This is a genomic window from Streptomyces sp. NPDC002144 (assembly GCF_053593695.1).
Map to the genome: position 1 here is coordinate 23,943 of NZ_JBSFDB010000006.1, position 14,861 is coordinate 38,803.

The 14,861-nt window shown below is 71.1% G+C and carries 12 protein-coding genes and 2 pseudogenes; 4 read left to right on the forward strand and 10 right to left on the reverse strand.

Features of this window, described 5'->3' with window-relative positions:
* Positions 1-109: 109 nt before the first annotated feature.
* From ACWCQ1_RS10800 to ACWCQ1_RS10820, 5 genes and pseudogenes are all read right to left on the reverse strand, one after another.
* Positions 110-1,252: pseudogene (locus tag ACWCQ1_RS10800) on the reverse strand (lysylphosphatidylglycerol synthase transmembrane domain-containing protein); the annotation flags it as partial.
* Entirely contained in the window at positions 1,249-2,343 is a 1,095-nt protein-coding gene (locus ACWCQ1_RS10805) for a class I SAM-dependent methyltransferase (protein WP_358596083.1), read from the reverse strand. The gene ACWCQ1_RS10805 and the pseudogene ACWCQ1_RS10800, both read right to left, overlap by 4 nt.
* Positions 2,340-3,530 (reverse strand): glycosyltransferase family 4 protein, encoded by a 1,191-nt coding sequence (locus tag ACWCQ1_RS10810; RefSeq protein WP_358596086.1) that lies wholly within the window; start codon positions 3,528-3,530, stop codon positions 2,340-2,342. The genes ACWCQ1_RS10805 and ACWCQ1_RS10810 overlap by 4 nt, the downstream gene beginning before the upstream one ends.
* Positions 3,527-3,925: a 6-pyruvoyl trahydropterin synthase family protein gene (locus ACWCQ1_RS10815; protein WP_133041950.1), complete on the reverse strand. Its 399-nt coding sequence runs from the start codon at positions 3,923-3,925 to the stop codon at positions 3,527-3,529. The genes ACWCQ1_RS10810 and ACWCQ1_RS10815 overlap by 4 nt, the downstream gene beginning before the upstream one ends.
* 164 nt (positions 3,926-4,089) lie before the next feature.
* Complete coding sequence (locus ACWCQ1_RS10820; protein ID WP_358596089.1) at positions 4,090-5,073, reverse strand: zinc-dependent alcohol dehydrogenase; 984 nt, start codon at positions 5,071-5,073, stop codon at positions 4,090-4,092.
* Positions 5,074-5,181: 108 nt separating this feature from the next.
* On the opposite strand from ACWCQ1_RS10820, the gene ACWCQ1_RS10825 reads away from it, so the two are divergent.
* A complete protein-coding gene (locus tag ACWCQ1_RS10825) occupies positions 5,182-5,961 on the forward strand; it encodes a CDP-alcohol phosphatidyltransferase family protein (protein WP_358596091.1) in 780 nt (259 codons plus the stop codon).
* A 165-nt stretch (positions 5,962-6,126) separates the two neighbouring features.
* Here the strand turns inward: ACWCQ1_RS10825 and ACWCQ1_RS10830 are convergent.
* Positions 6,127-6,532: pseudogene (locus ACWCQ1_RS10830) on the reverse strand (MFS transporter); the annotation flags it as partial.
* A gap of 100 nt (positions 6,533-6,632) precedes the next feature.
* Between ACWCQ1_RS10830 and ACWCQ1_RS10835 the strand changes: the two are divergent.
* Complete coding sequence (locus ACWCQ1_RS10835) at positions 6,633-7,586, forward strand: ATP-binding protein (RefSeq protein WP_451026284.1); 954 nt, start codon at positions 6,633-6,635, stop codon at positions 7,584-7,586.
* A 54-nt stretch (positions 7,587-7,640) separates the two neighbouring features.
* Positions 7,641-8,033: an SCO5389 family protein gene (locus tag ACWCQ1_RS10840; RefSeq protein ID WP_358596095.1), complete on the forward strand. Its 393-nt coding sequence runs from the start codon at positions 7,641-7,643 to the stop codon at positions 8,031-8,033.
* A gap of 285 nt (positions 8,034-8,318) precedes the next feature.
* On the opposite strand, the gene ACWCQ1_RS10845 is transcribed toward ACWCQ1_RS10840, so the two are convergent.
* From ACWCQ1_RS10845 to ACWCQ1_RS10860, 4 genes are read right to left on the reverse strand one after another with little or no spacing between them, the layout of a single operon-like run.
* Entirely contained in the window at positions 8,319-9,683 is a 1,365-nt protein-coding gene (locus ACWCQ1_RS10845; RefSeq protein ID WP_358596097.1) for a GH1 family beta-glucosidase, read from the reverse strand.
* A gap of 29 nt (positions 9,684-9,712) precedes the next feature.
* Positions 9,713-10,552, reverse strand: a complete 840-nt coding sequence (locus ACWCQ1_RS10850) for a carbohydrate ABC transporter permease (protein ID WP_133042146.1) — start codon at positions 10,550-10,552, stop codon at positions 9,713-9,715.
* Positions 10,553-10,559: 7 nt separating this feature from the next.
* Positions 10,560-11,546: a carbohydrate ABC transporter permease gene (locus tag ACWCQ1_RS10855; protein WP_358596099.1), complete on the reverse strand. Its 987-nt coding sequence runs from the start codon at positions 11,544-11,546 to the stop codon at positions 10,560-10,562.
* 5 nt (positions 11,547-11,551) lie between these two features.
* On the reverse strand, positions 11,552-12,868 hold the full coding sequence (locus ACWCQ1_RS10860; RefSeq protein ID WP_451026285.1) for an ABC transporter substrate-binding protein: 1,317 nt from the start codon (positions 12,866-12,868) through the stop codon (positions 11,552-11,554).
* Between the two features lie 211 nt (positions 12,869-13,079).
* Here ACWCQ1_RS10860 and ACWCQ1_RS10865 point away from each other — a divergent pair, with 211 nt between their 5' ends.
* Positions 13,080-14,849 (forward strand): coagulation factor 5/8 type domain-containing protein, encoded by a 1,770-nt coding sequence (locus tag ACWCQ1_RS10865; protein WP_358596104.1) that lies wholly within the window; start codon positions 13,080-13,082, stop codon positions 14,847-14,849.
* Positions 14,850-14,861 lie beyond the last annotated feature (12 nt).

The window sequence follows — 14,861 nt, forward strand, 5'->3', positions numbered from 1 at the left end:
CGGTCCCGGCGCGCAGACCCTCGTACCAGCGGGCGACGAGGACGGCCGCGCCGGGCAGGGCGGCGACGAAGCTGAGCACGCCGTAGACCACGGCGACGGCCACCCCGCTGCTCGCGCCGAGTCCGGCCGCGCCGAACGCCCAGGCGGTGGCGCCCTCACGGGGCCCGAAACCGCCGACGTTCAGCGGGATTCCCATGGCGAGCAGCGCCAGCACGGCCAGCGGCAGCAGGACGGCGACGGAGGCACCGGAGCCGGCGACACGGGCGGCGAGCACGAACATGGCGAGGTGTCCGGCGAGGATGAGCAGCGAGGAGAGGGCGACTCCGGGCCCGTTGCGGCGGGAGAACAACCCCTCGCGGGCCTCGGCGAGCGTTGCGCGCAGGGCGCGGCCGCGGCGGGAGGGCGCCCGGTTCATCCGCAGGGCCAGGACGACGGCGAACGCGCCCACCACGGCGAGCGCGACCAGCGGGGCGAAGCTGCGCACCTCGGCCCGCACCGGGGACGGCAGGGTCAGCAGCACCGCGCCACCGACGACGGCCAGCGCGATCTGCCCGGCGACCCGTTCGAGCACCACGGTCCGTACACCGCGGCCGAGGTCACCGGCGTTCTTCCCGTGCCGCACCGCCCGGTGCACGTCCCCGAGGACACCGCCGGGCAGGGCGGCGTTCAGGAACAGGGCGCGGTAGTAGTCGGCGACGGCCGCTCCGAGCGGCAGCTCGATCCTGAGCCCCCGGGCCACCAGCGCCCAACGCCAGGCGCTGAGCACGGTGGTGACGGCGCCGATGACGAGGGACAGCACCAGCGTCGTCGCGTCGATCCGCCGCAGCCCGTCCAGCAGCACGCCGGTGCCCAGATGCCACAGCAGGGCGCCGAGGATGACGGCGCCGGCGACCGAGCCGAAGTGGGTGCGCACAGCACGGGAGTTGAGCCGGTTCAGGAGGCTCCGCCACCAGGGCGCTGCGGACGGGGTTCCGGTCCGCGCGGAGGAGACGATCACGCCGATGCGGTCCGCGGAGACGGCGAGTTCACCGGCCCGCGCCCGCAGGGCCGCGTCGCGCGCCGCGAGACAGTCCTCGCCGTCCTCCCACACCTCGACCACGACGGACGGCACGCCGCCGGCCGCGCCCGCCGGTGCCGGAAGGACCGGCCCCTCGGCGCGCGCGGTCCTCGGCGCCCCGGACACCACGTCCACGTCCCGCCCGGTCTTCGTCGCGCCGCGCACCACGAACGCCCGCACCGTCTCCACGCTCATGACGCCCCGCCCACCGGCCGGGACAGCGCCAGCAGGTCGCTGTGGTGGACGGTGACGTGGAGTTCGCCGGCCTCGCAGGCGGCCAGCCGGTCGCGCAGATACCGTTCTGCGCGCGATGCCAGCTCCGGGCGCTCCTCGACGGCCGCGCCGACCCAGCCGCGCAGCCACTGGGCGGTCAGCGCCGTCTCGCCGGGGCCGAGCCGCCAGGGGCTCGGGTTGACCCGTACCGTGGCGCCCCGCTCCGAGAAGGCCTCGCAGGCCACCGTGACCGCGTCCGGGCCGAGCAGCCCGTCGCGGCGCTGGTGGGCGTTGAAGGCCTCCATGATCTCCTCGTCCATCGGGTCGGGCGCGGAGAGTTCGACGCGGCCCGCGACCGAGAGGGTCAGCAGGGCCGGGGAGCCCGCGCCGGTGCAGGCGGCGGCGAGGGTGTCGATCTCCTCGCGGGTGAGGACGTCGAGCAGGGCCGAGGCGGTCACCAGGGAGGCGCCGGCGAGGGCGTCCGGGGTGAGCCGGGCGACGTCGCCGCGCCGGGTCTCGACGGTGACCCGGCTGCCGTCGGCGGCCGAGCGCGGGGAGGCGACGGCGGCGAAGTGCAGCAGATAGGGGTCGCGGTCGTGCAGGATCCAGTGCTGGGCGCCGTCGAGGCGGGGCGCGAGCCAGCGGCCCATCGAGCCGGTGCCGCAGCCCAGGTCGTGGATGACGTACCCGGCCTTGCCGGGCAGGTTGGCGAGCCGGATCCGCAGCGGGTCCAGCAGGTCGTGCGCCCGGGCCCCGGCGTCGGCGGGCTCCCGCAGTTCCAGCCACTCGGGCGCGTAGCGCGGCGGCTCGTCCGGCCCGGTCTCCCGCAACCGCACGGTGGCCCGCTCTCCGGCCCCCGGGACCGGCCCGGCACCGGGGATCACGCCCTGCGCGGCGGCGTCCGCCACGGAACCGGTCGCCGGCTCGTGGCGGTCCGTCGCGGCCGTCCGGTCCTCTGCGTTCGTGCGGGTGTCCGCCGCCTGCGTTGCCATCTGCTGCCCCCGAACCGTTTCCCTCGGACCCGGCTGTGCCGGGATCTTTCCGCCGGTCTGCGCCGGTGCGGTCCTGTTCATGCCGCCCTCCTGGGTTCGCTCGGCAGCCGGCCCAGTACTCCGGCGAGGCTGCGGGCCGTGGTCGCCCATCCGTCCAGGGCGGCCCGCCGGCCCCGGGCGGCGGCCTTCAGCCGGCGTCGTACGTCGGCCTCGCCGAACCAGCCGCGCAGTTCGGCGGCGAGAGCGGCGGGGTCCTCCGGCGGCACGAGGATGCCGGGCACCCCGCCGTCGGGGGCGCGGCCGACCGCCTCGGGCAGGCCGCCGACGTCCGTCGCGAGCACCGGGATGCCGCGTGCCAGGGCCTCGGTGACCGCCATGCCGTACGTCTCCGCGTAGGAGGTGAGCACCATCAGGTCGGCGGCGTGGTAGCTGGCGTCCAGCTCGGCACCGGCCCGCGGACCCGCCAGCTCGATACGGCCCTCCAGGCCGTTCTCCCTGATCAGCTGCCGCAGATGGGCGACGTACTCCGGGTCCTGCCCGAGTCCGCCGACGCACACGCAGCTCCACGGCAGGTCGGCCGCCGCGGCCAGCGCCTGCACCAGCCGGTGCTGCCCCTTGCGCGGGGTCACCGCGGCCACGCACAGCAGTCGCGAGACACCGTCGGTGCCGGAGGCGAGGGGCGCGATGTCGGCGCCGGGGGCGGCGACATGGACCCGCTCGGGGGCGAGCCCGTGGTGCGAGACGAGCCGGCGGACCGCCCAGTCGCTGGTGGCGACGACCGCGGGCACGGCCCGCAGCACGTCCCGCTCCTTGGCGTCCAGCTCGGCGGCCACCGCGGGCTCGAGGCCCGTCTCGTCGCCGAGCGGCAGATGTACCAGCACGGCGAGGTTCAGCCGCTCCGTTTCCGGTACGACGATCTCGGGCACCCCGCAGGCGACGATCCCGTCCAGCAGGACGACCGCCCCGTCGGGGAACTGGCGCAGGGTCCGTGCCAGTTCCGCGCGGGCCGCGGCCCCGGGCCGGGGCCACTCGCCGGCCACGGCGTGCTTGTGGACCTGCCAGCCGAAACCGGGCAGATCCAGGCTCACCCGCCGGTCGTAGGCGTTGCCGCCGCTCGGCGCGGCGGGGTCGTCGACGCCGCCCGGCATGACGAAGTGCACCAGGCGCAGGGACATGGGCAGGATCTCGGCCTTCTTGACGGCGGCGTTCTGCACGGGCACGTAGCCCAGCGCCGGGTTCCCCACCTTCTCCAAGGTCACGTCGGTCACAGGGCACGCTCGTAACTCGCCCAGGCGATGTGCGACTCGTGCAGGGTGACCGTGATCCCGGCGATGCCCTTGGCGCCCTCACCGAGCGCGCCCTTCTCGATGCGCTCGGCCAGCCGGTCGGCGATGACCTTGGCGAGGAACTCCGTGGAGGTGTTGGTCCCGGCGAACGCGGGTTCGTCGTCGAGGTTTCTGTAGTTCAGCTCGCTGACGACCGCGCCGAGTTCCTGGGTGGCCAGTCCGATGTCGACGACGATGTTGTCGTCGTCCAGCTGCTCGCGCCGGAAGGTGGCGTCCACCAGGAACGTCGCTCCGTGCAGGCGCTGCGCGGGTCCGAAGACCTCGCCGCGGAAGCTGTGGGCGATCATGATGTGATCGCGGACGGTGACACTGAACAACGGACGACCCTCCAGGTGCGGCGCGTCTGGTCCCCCGGCCATTGGCCGCCGGGGGATGCCGTGTAGTACGGCTCTTCGGTTCCCCGTGTTCAGTACCGGCTCACTCTTTTCTCAGGTCAGGCGGTCTTGCGTGGCCGAAAGTCGTCCCGGATTGAACGACTCCGTCAGGCTGTGTCCGCGTACCTGACCCGGTGGCACAGCGCCGGGATCTCCCCGGAAGCCAGCCTCGGCAGGACGTCCGGCAGTTCCTCGAAGGCGGACTCCCCCGTGACGAGGGCGTCCAGCGCCGGGTCGGCGAGCAGATCGAGGGCGAGCGCGAGCCGGTCGGTGTAGCTGCGGCTGGAGCGGCGGGCCGGGGAGACGGTGCCGACCTGGCTGCTGCGGATGACCAGGCGCCGGGAGTGGAAGGCCTCGCCGAGCGGGAGGGCCACCTGCCGGTCGCCGTACCAGCTCAGCTCCAGCACCGTGCCCTCGGCGGTGAGCAGTTCCAGGGCCCGGGCGAGCCCCTGCTCGGTGGCGCTGGCGTGCACGACCAGATCGCACTCGCCGAGGGCGTCGGCGGGCAGCGCGAAGCCGACGCCGAGCGCCTCGGCGATCTTGGCCCGGCCGGGATCGGCGTCCACCAACTGGACGCGCACGCCCGGGAAGCGGGCGAGCAGCGCGGCCACCGAGCAGCCGACCATGCCCCCGCCCACCACCGCGATCCGGTCCCCGACCAACGGCGCGGCGTCCCACAGCGCGTTCACGGCGGTCTCCACCGTCCCGGCGAGGACGGCCCGCTCGGCGGGCACGGTGTCCGGGACGACGGTCACGGCGGAGGCGGGGACGACGTACCGCGTCTGGTGCGGATACAGACAGAAGACCGTCCGCCCGACCAGGTCCGCCGCGCCCGCCTCCACGACGCCGACGCTGAGGTAGCCGTACTTCACGGGGGCGGGGAAGTCGCCCTCCTGGAACGGCGCCCGCATGGCCGCGTGCTGGCTTTGGGGAACACCTCCGCGGAAGACGAGCGTCTCGGTCCCCCGGCTGACCCCGGAGTAGAGCGAACGCACCAGCACCTCGCCCTCGCCGGGTTCGGGCAGGTGGACGTCTCGTATCTCGCCCTGTCCCGGACGGCTGAGCCAGAACGCGCGGGCGATCAGGTTCATCTGACGTCCTCCTGAACGATCGGGAAGTGGTTCACGTACCGAGGTGTGCACAGGCCGCGCACAGTACGCGGCGTTGATCGACTCTGTCATACGGCCGGAGGGTGTGCGGTGGCCCTGAACAACACTTACGACGCGAGGCTGGTCCAGCAGGAGACCGCTGTGGGAGCGGGCGTTCAGATCCTGTTGCTGGCCCTGCTCGGCACGGCGATCGGCATGGGGCCGGCGGGTTGGCTGACCGGCCTCGCCTTCGCCGTCGCCACCTGGGCGGTGCTCTCCCGGGCACTGCACCGCACCCGGCCGCGTTCCTTCGGCCCGGCCAACCGGGTGACCCTCGGCCGCGCGACCCTGGTGGGCGGAGTCACCGCCCTGGTCGCGGACTCCTTCGAGAGCTCCCCGCCGGTCACCGCCCTCGTCGGTCTCACGGCGGTCGCGCTGATCCTCGACGGCGTGGACGGCAAGGTCGCCCGTGCCACGAACACGTCCACGCCGCTGGGTGCGCGCTTCGACATGGAGGTGGACGCGTTCCTGATCCTCGTCCTCAGCGTGTACGTCTCCATGGAGTTCGGCCCGTGGGTCCTGCTGATCGGCGGCATGCGGTACGGCTTCGTGGCCGCTGCCCGCGTCTGGCCGTGGCTGAACGCCGAGCTCCCGCCGAGCATGGCCCGCAAGACGGTGGCCGCGATGCAGGGCATCTGCCTGCTGCTGTCCGCCTCGGGCTACCTGCCGGACACGGCGTCCCTGACGGTCGTCCTGATCGCCCTCGCCTCCCTGACCTGGTCCTTCGGCCGGGACGTCCGGTGGCTCCACCACAACTCCCGCGTCCAGGACGCGGAGGTCGCGGAAATCCTGGAACTGGCGGCGGAGGAACGACAGCCGGTGGCGTCCTGACCACCGGGATCGCGCCCTGACCGCCGGGCGCGCCCTCACCGCCGGGTGTCGCGTCCCGTCGTCGGACGCCGTGCCGCCGTTGCCGCTCGCGCCTCCGGGGCCAAGCCGCGTGCCGCCCGGCCGCGACCGGTCACCGCGGCACCGCAGCCGACGACGAGCCGCTGCTCATCGGTCTCTGGGCAACAACCCGGCCGCCGCGACCGGCACCACCCACGGCACCGCGCCTCGAACTCCCGCGTCGAGCAGCAGTCCCGTCGCCGAGCTGCCCACCAGCACGATGAGCCCGGACACCGAGGACAACGCCCCGGTGTAGAGCCCGAGCCGCCCCTCCCCCGCCAGGTCCGGCACCCAGGCGCAATCCGCAGGTAACGACCAGCATCTGGCCGAGGGTGAGCAGGACGACGAACCCGGCGGCGGGCGGCAGCCCCACGATGCCTGTGCGGCCGGCGCGCCTGGCGACCGCCACGACCGCGAAACCGGCCGCGATCCGCAGCAATCCGGCCACCATGGACCGCCGCAGCGAAAGCCGGCCTCCCGCTCACCGCGTCAGCTGCGCCGTCACCACCAGCACCTAACCGCCCCTCCTTGATCGTTCCGATTTGACAGAGCCTTGGAAGCTGTCTACAACCTAGCCACATGACATTCATTTTCAAAACGAGGGCGGCCCGGTAATGCGGGTCGCGTTCGTGGGCAAGGGCGGCAGCGGCAAGACCACCCTGTCCGCGCTCTTCTCTCGTCATCTGGCCCGCTCCGGCGCGCCGGTACTGGCCGTCGACGGCGACATCAACCAGCACCTGGCCGAGGCACTGGGACACGCCGGTCCCCTGGACGCCCCGGCCCTGGCAGCCCATCTGCCCGAGATCAAGGACTACCTGCGGGGTGACAACCCGCGCATCGCCTCCGCGCAGGCGATGGTGAAGACCACCCCGCCCGGCCGCGGTTCGCGTCTCCTGCGCCTCCTCGGCGACGACGAACTGCACGCGCGTCACGCCCGGCGCGTCGGTGACGTGTCGCTGATGGTGACGGGCGAGTTCGAGGAGAGCGATCTGGGCGTGGCCTGCTACCACTCCAAGCTCGGCGGGGTGGAGCTGTACCTCGGCCATCTGGTGGACGGTCCCGGCGAGTACGTCGTCGTCGACATGACCGCCGGCGCGGACGCGTTCGCCTCCGGGCTGTTCACGCGCTTCGACATCACGTTCCTGGTGGCGGAACCCACCCGCAAGGGCGTCTCCGTCTACCGCCAGTACCGGGACCACGCGCGGGAGTTCGGGATCCGGATCGCGGTGGTCGGCAACAAGGTGACGGGCGAGGACGACGTGCTGTTCCTCAAGGACCAGGTGGGTGAGGACCTGCTGACGTACCTGGTCCACTCGCCATGGGTGCGGTCGGCCGAACAGGGCGGGCAGCAAGGCGAGTTGGACGCCTTGGAGCCGCACAACCGGCACGCTCTGGAAGTACTGCGCGAGGCGGTCGACGCCCGCCCGAAGGACTGGGCGGCACTGCACCGCCATGCCGTGGAGTTCCATCTGCGCAACGCGCGCGCCTGGGCGGACAGGGCCACGGGCGAGGACCTCGCCACCCAGGTGGACCCGGACTTCGTACCGGGCCCGACCTCACTGGCCTGACGCAACTCCCCCGTGAGCAACCTCAACCATCGATCAGAACGGACACCCCCTTCCATGTCTCTCGACGTCTCCCCGAAGCTCCTCGCCGAAGCCGAGTCCGGTGACATCCGCGAGGAGGACTTCGTGGACACGGTCCGCACCTCACTCCCGTACGCCTACGACCTGATCGCCTCCCTCTCCGCCGAACTCAAGTCCGGCACGGCGCACTTCGCCGACAACCAGACCCCTCCCCCCTCCGAGCGCGAACGCGGCCAGCTCCTGCGCGCTCTCGCCAGCGACGCGATCCGCGGCAGCCTGGAACGCCACTTCGGCGTCGAACTCGCCTTCCAGAACTGCCACCGGGTGGCGGCCTTCCACCCGGGAGCCCGCACCGGTGAGACCTACGGCCGCTTCACGTCCCTCCGCTCCCAGATCCTGAACCAGTCCCCGGAGTTCAGGGACTGCTGACCCGCCCCGGCGCCTGGTCCGTCTCCTCGATGCCCGCCGCGTCGAGCAGCCGGACCATGTCCGCCCGCCCGGGCGTCGCCGAATCCATCGCCGCCGAACCAGTCATCGCCGGTGATCGTGCCGTCCGCGTTGTGGTGGAAAGACAAGCCCATCGTGTGCCCCCCCTTGGCGTCGTCGCGGTGTCGAAGTGCTGCTCACCCCGTCGAACGGCCCGCGGTCCCGCGCCGTGCCCCACCACCCGGAACCTCACCCGATCGCATGACTCGGCCGCGCGGCATTGACGCCTCAGGCCGCCTTCCGGGCCTGCCCCCGATGCGCCCGGATGATGTCCGCGTACCGGTACCCGGTGCCCTTGATGGTCCGTTTCTGGGTCCGGTAGTCCACGTGCACCAGCCCGAACCGCTTGTCGTAGCCGTACGCCCACTCGAAGTTGTCCAGCAGCGACCAGGCGAAGTACCCGGCCAGCGGGGCCCCCTTGCGGACGGCGGACGCGCAGGCGGCGAGGTGGCGCACCAGGTAGTCCTGGCGTTCGGGGTCGTCGACGGTGCCGTCCGGGCGTACGACGTCCGGGTATGCGGAGCCGTTCTCGGTGACGTAGATCTTCCGTGCCCCGTACTCCTCCGTCAGGCGGAGCAGCAGCGTCTCGATGCCGTGTGCGTCGATCTCCCAGTCCATGCCGGTGCGCGGGACGCCGAGGCGGCGGACCGAGCGGACGTGCGGCGCGGGGGCGGAGGGGTCGTCGGCGACGGTGGCCGGCATGTAGTAGTTCAGGCCGTGCCAGTCGAGTGGGGCGGCGATCCTGGCCAGGTCGCCCGCCCGCTCGGGGAGGTCGACGCCGTACACCGCGCGCATGTCGGCCGGGAAGCCCCGGCCGTACACCGGGTCCAGCCACCAGCGGTTGACGTGGCCGTCCTGCCGGCGCGCGGCCCGTACGTCCTCGTCACGGTCGGTGGCGGCGTGCACCGTGGACAGGTTGGTGACGAGGCCGACCTCGGCGGACGGGGCGGCGGCGCGGATCGCCTCGACGGCGAGGCCATGGCCCAGCAGCAGGTGGTAGGAGGCCCGGACGGCGGCCGTGAGGTCGGTCAGGCCGGGGGCCATCCTGCCCTCCAGGTGGCCGATCCACGCAGAGCACAGCGGTTCGTTGAGGGTGGCCCAGTGGGTGACCCGGTCGCCGAGGCGGGCGGCGACGACGGAGGCGTACTCGGCGAACGCCAGGGCCGTCTCCCGCTCCGGCCAGCCGCCCCGGTCCTGGAGGACCTGGGGCAGGTCCCAGTGGTAGAGGGTGACCGACGGGGTGATGCCCGCCTCCAGCAGTGCGTCGGTCAACTCGTCGTAGAAGGCCAGTCCCTTGGGGTTCGCCGGGCCGGACCCTCCGGGCACCACCCTCGGCCAGGCGATCGACAACCGGTAGGCGTTCGCGCCCAGTTGACGCATCAGGCCGATGTCCTCGCGCCAGCGGTGATAGTGGTCGCAGGCCACGTCTCCGTGGTCGTCGCCGTCGACCTTGCCGGGTGTGTGCGAGAAGGTGTCCCAGATCGACGGGGAGCGGCCGTCCTCGGCGACCGCTCCCTCGATCTGGTACGCCGATGTGGCCGTTCCCCACAGGAAGTCGTGCGGGAAGGCGGCGAGGTCGATGCGGTCGGACACGTAAGTCCCTTCGGACGCAGGAGAATCGGTCACTTGACGGCCCCGGCCGTCAGCCCGGCGACGAGATAGCGCTGCAGCAGCAGGAAGCCGGCGACCACGGGCACGCTGACGACCAGCGAGGCGGCCATGATCTGGTTCCAGTACACGTTGTTGAGCGTGGAGTAGCCCTGGAGGCCGACGGCGAGGGTGCGGGTGGTGTCGTTGGTCATGACGGAGGCGAAGAGGACCTCGCCCCAGGCGGTCATGAAGGCGTAGACGGCGACCGCGACGATGCCGGGGATCGCGGCCGGGACCACCACCCTCAGCAGCGCGCCGAGCGGGCCGCAGCCGTCCACCAGGGCGGCCTCGTCCAGGTCCTTCGGCACGGAGTCGAAGTACCCGATCAGCATCCAGATCGAGAACGGGAGGGAGAAGGTGAGATAGGTGAGGATCAGTCCGCCGCGGGAGCCGAACAGGGCGATGCCGGTGGCGTTTCCGATATTGACGTACAGCAGGAACAGCGGGAGCAGGAAGAGGATGCCCGGGAACATCTGTGTGGACAGCACGGTGACCGTGAAGACGCGCCTGCCGCGGAAGCTGTAGCGGCTGACCGCGTACGCGGCGAAGACCGCGATCACCACCGAGCAGACGGTCGCCGCTCCCGCCACGATCAGCGAGTTCACGAAGTAGCGAGCCAGCGGGACCGTCGACCAGATGTCGATGTACGGGCGGATCGTCAGACCGCTGGGCAGCCAGCGGAACTTGCCCGTGACGTCCGCGAGCGGCTTCAACGAGCTGGAGACCATGACGTAGACCGGCACCAGCACGAAACCGGTGAGCAGGGTGAGAAAGACCCGGCGCGACCAGAGGAACGAACTCGGGGGCGCCATGGGGGATCTAGACATCGCCTGTCCTCCGTCCGCGCGAGGTGAGCGTCAGGTAGACACCCGTGACGACCAGCAGGAACAGCAGCAGGAGCACGGACATCGCGGACCCGGTGCCGAAGTTCCAGGTGACGAAGGAGGCTTGGTAGATGTGCACGGAGATGAGGTCCGCCGCCTCCGGTGCCGACTTGCCGAACAGGACGTAGGGGGTGTTGAAGTCGTTGAACGTCCACAGGAACAGGACCAGTACCAGCACCTGGTTGACCGGGCGCAGGGACGGCAGCGTGATGCGGCGGATCTGCTGCCACATGCCGGCGCCGTCGAGGGCGGCGGCCTCGTACAACTCCCGTGGGATGTTCTGCAGTCCGGCCATGACGATGAGGAAGGCGAACGGCCAGCCCTTCCACACGGACACGGTCAGCAGCGCGTAGAAGCTGTTGTCGCCGATGAGCCAGAACGACGGCTTGCCGGTGAGGTGCAGCTGGTCGTGCAGGACGTGGTTCACCAGGCCGTTGTCGTGCTGGAACATGAACACCCAGGTGATGACGGCCGTGTAGACCGGCAGGGCGTACGGCACCAGGAACAGCGCCCGCAGCAGACCGCGGCCGGCGAAGGTGTCCTGCATGTACACCGCCGCCGCCGTGCCGATCAGCCAGCACAGGCCGACCGAGAGCAGGGTGAAGGCGACGGTGACGAAGAAGGAGTGCAGCAGGGCCTGGCCGACCGGGGCGTCGAAGTCCACGGAGACCTTGTAGTTGGACAGGCCCGCCCAGGGCGCGGTGCCCCAGTCGCGGATGTAGAACTGGGTGAGTTCCTTGAAGCTCATCACGATGCCGATGACCATCGGCACCAGGTGGACGAGGAGTTCGAGGACCAGGGCGGGCAGCAGGAGCAGGTACGGGAGCCCGGCGCGGCGGATCCGTCCGGTGCGGCGACGCGGTTCGCGCGCCGCACCGGCGGAACTCCCCCTCACCGGCTCCTTGAGGGCGGTGGTGGTCATCGGGCTCACTTCGCCGGCATCTGCTGCTGGGCCTTCTCCAGCGCGGACTTCACCGAGTCGGTGGTGATCGCGCGTCCGGCCGCCGCGTCGGCGAACAGGTCCTTGACCGCCGTACCGACCGCGGTCTCGAACTGCGACTCGTCGGCCACCTGCGGCAGCGCCGCGGCACTCTTGGCGAGGGTGTCCTTCAGCACCGCGTTCGACGGGGAGTTGAAGGTGGCGTCCTCCTGCGCGGCCTTCACCGGCGGGATGGAGCTGTAGGCGGTGTTGAGGATCTTCTGTTCCTCGTCACTGGTCATGAACTTCACGAACTTCGTGGCGCCGTCGAGATTGTGGCTGTTCTTGAAGACGGCCAGGTTGATGCCGGCCACCATCGAGTTGACCTGGGTCCCGGTGCCCGGGGTGCCGGACTGCACGGGGACGGGTGCGATGCCGTACGCGCTCGCGTCCATGCCCTGGGACTTGAGGTTGGCGGCGGCGGACTGCCACAGCAGCATGGCCTGCTTGCCCTTGGCGAAGTCGCTGACGGACTGGTTCTGCGCGTACTCGGCGTCGCCGGTCGGGATGACCTTGTCCTTGGCCATCAGGTCGACGTACTGCTTGACCGCCGTGACCACGCCGTCGTTCGTGAAGTCGGCCTTGCCGTCGGCGGTGAAGAAGTCCGCGCCGTGCTGCTTGGCGAAGACGAAGACGTGGTGGATGTTCTCCGACAGGTTCGAACCCTCCGCGCCCAGCGCGGACTTGCCCTTGGCCTGGATCTTCTTGCCGTCGGCGACCAGTTCCGCCCAGGTGGCCGGGGGCTTGGATATGCCCGCGTCGGCGAAGATCTGCTTGTTGTAGTAGAGGGCGTAGGCCATCGAGTACAGCGGTACGGCGGCCGGGTCCTTGCCCTCGGCGCCCGTGGAGCCGAGGGCCGAGTCGACGAAGCGGTCCTTGCCGCCGATCTTCGCGAAGTTCTTGGCGTCCCAGGGCAGCAGCGCGCCGGTGGCCTGCAGGGAGGCGCTCCAGGTGTTGCCGATGTTCAGGACGTCGGGGCCCTGGCCGGAGGTGGTCGCGGTGAGGATCCGGTTCAGCAGGTCGGACCAGGGCACGACCTCCAGCTTCACCTTGATCCCGGTCTGCTTCTGGAACTTGTCGAGTTCGGGCTGCAGGACCTTCTTGTCGACGGCGATGCTCGCGCCCTGGTTGGAGGCCCAGTACGTGAGCGTCCTGGGCGAGTCGTCGGACCCGCCGCCGCTGGACGAACCGCCTCCGCAGGCCGAGGCGGTAAGGGCGAGTGACAAGGTGACGGCGCCTACGGCCGCGGCTCGGATGCTGCGCATGGTTCCCGGTGTCCCTTCAGGGAATGCACTCATGGCTTAATTTAGGACGTGAGTTAAACCTCAAGGGATGCCCTCGTCAAGGGGTACGGCACAGCTTCCGGAACTCTGGTCGCACCTCTTGACGCGGTCGTTCGGGTAGTTGAAGCATTCACCGGCGAGAGAGCGCTCCCAGACCCCACCAGGTTCACTTCCTGAACAGGAGAGCCGCCCCATGTCCCTGCCCGCCATCGGCCGCAGAACCGTCCTCGGCGCCGCTGCCGCCACCGCCCCGGCGGTGTTCGGCCTGTCGTCACCCGCCTCGGCCGCCCCCAAGCCGCCCAGGAAGCCGCGCCTCCTCCCCGGCGGCGGCGACCTGGGCCCGAACGTCCTGGTCTTCGATCCGTCCACCCCCGGCATCCAGTCCAGGCTGGACGAGGTGTTCCGGCAGCAGGAGTCGGCGCAGTTCGGCACCGGCCGCTACGCCCTGCTGTTCAAGCCCGGCACCTACCACGGCCTCAACGCCCAACTCGGTTTCTACACCTCGATCGCCGGCCTCGGCCTGTCCCCCGACGACACCACCATCAACGGGGACGTCACGGTTGACGCCGGCTGGTTCAACGGCAACGCCACGCAGAACTTCTGGCGTTCGGCGGAGAACCTGGCCCTCGTCCCCGCGAACGGCACGAACCGGTGGGCCGTGGCTCAGGCGGCCCCCTTCCGTCGTATGCACGTCCGCGGCGGCCTCAACCTCTCGCCCACGGGCTACGGTTGGGCCAGCGGCGGCTACATCGCCGACAGTCGCGTCGACGGCCAGGTCGGGCCGTACTCGCAGCAGCAGTGGTACACCCGGGACAGCGCGATCGGCAGCTGGCTCAACGGCGTCTGGAACATGGTCTTCTCGGGCGTCGAGGGCGCCCCCGCGCAGAGCTTCCCGAACCCGCCGTACACGACCCTCGACACGACCCCGGTCTCCCGGGAGAAGCCCTTCCTGTACGTCGACGGCTCGGGGTTCCGGGTCTTCCTGCCGGCCAAGCGCACCAACGCCCGCGGTGTCACCTGGGGCAGCGGCACTCCGCGCGGCACCTCGCTGCCGTTGTCGCAGTTCTACGTCGCGAAGCCCGGCGTCTCCGCGGCCACCCTCAACCAGGCGCTCGCACAAGGACTGCACCTGCTGCTGACGCCGGGCATCTACCACCTCGACCGGGCCATCGAGGTGAACCGCGCCAACACCGTTGTCCTGGGCCTGGGGTACGCGACGCTCGTGCCGGACAACGGAGTCACGGCCCTGCGGGTCGCCGACGTCGACGGCGTGCGCCTGGCGGGCTTCCTGATCGACGCGGGGCCGGTCAACTCCGCGACGCTGCTGGAAGTCGGCCCGCAAGGCGCGTCCAGGGACCACTCCGCCAATCCGACCTCCGTCCAGGACGTGTTCGTCCGCATCGGCGGCGCGGGCGCCGGCAAGGCCACCACCAGCATCGTCGTCAACAGCCGCCACACCATCGTCGACCACACCTGGGTCTGGCGCGCCGACCACGGCGACGGCGTCGGCTGGGACACCAACCGGGCGGACTACGGCATCGTCGTCAACGGCGACGACGTGCTGTGCACCGGCCTGTTCGTCGAGCACTTCAACAAGTACGACGTCCAGTGGTACGGCCAGCGCGGCCGCACCATCTTCTTCCAGAACGAGAAGGCGTACGACGCCCCGAACCAGGCCGCGATCCAGAACGGCCCGGTCAAGGGCTACGCCGCCTACAAGGTCGGCGACGACGTCACCGCGCACGAGGGCTGGGGCCTGGGCAGTTACTGCTACTACAACGTCGACCCGACGATCGTGCAGCACAGCGGCTTCGCCGCGCCGAACCGTCCCGGAGTGCGCTTCCACGACCTGCTGGTGGTCTCCTTGGGCGGCAACGGCCAGTACGAGCACGTCATCAACGACACGGGCGCGCCGACGTCCGGTACCTCGACGACGCCGTCGACGGTGGTGTCGTACCCGTGAGCGAGGGGCGGC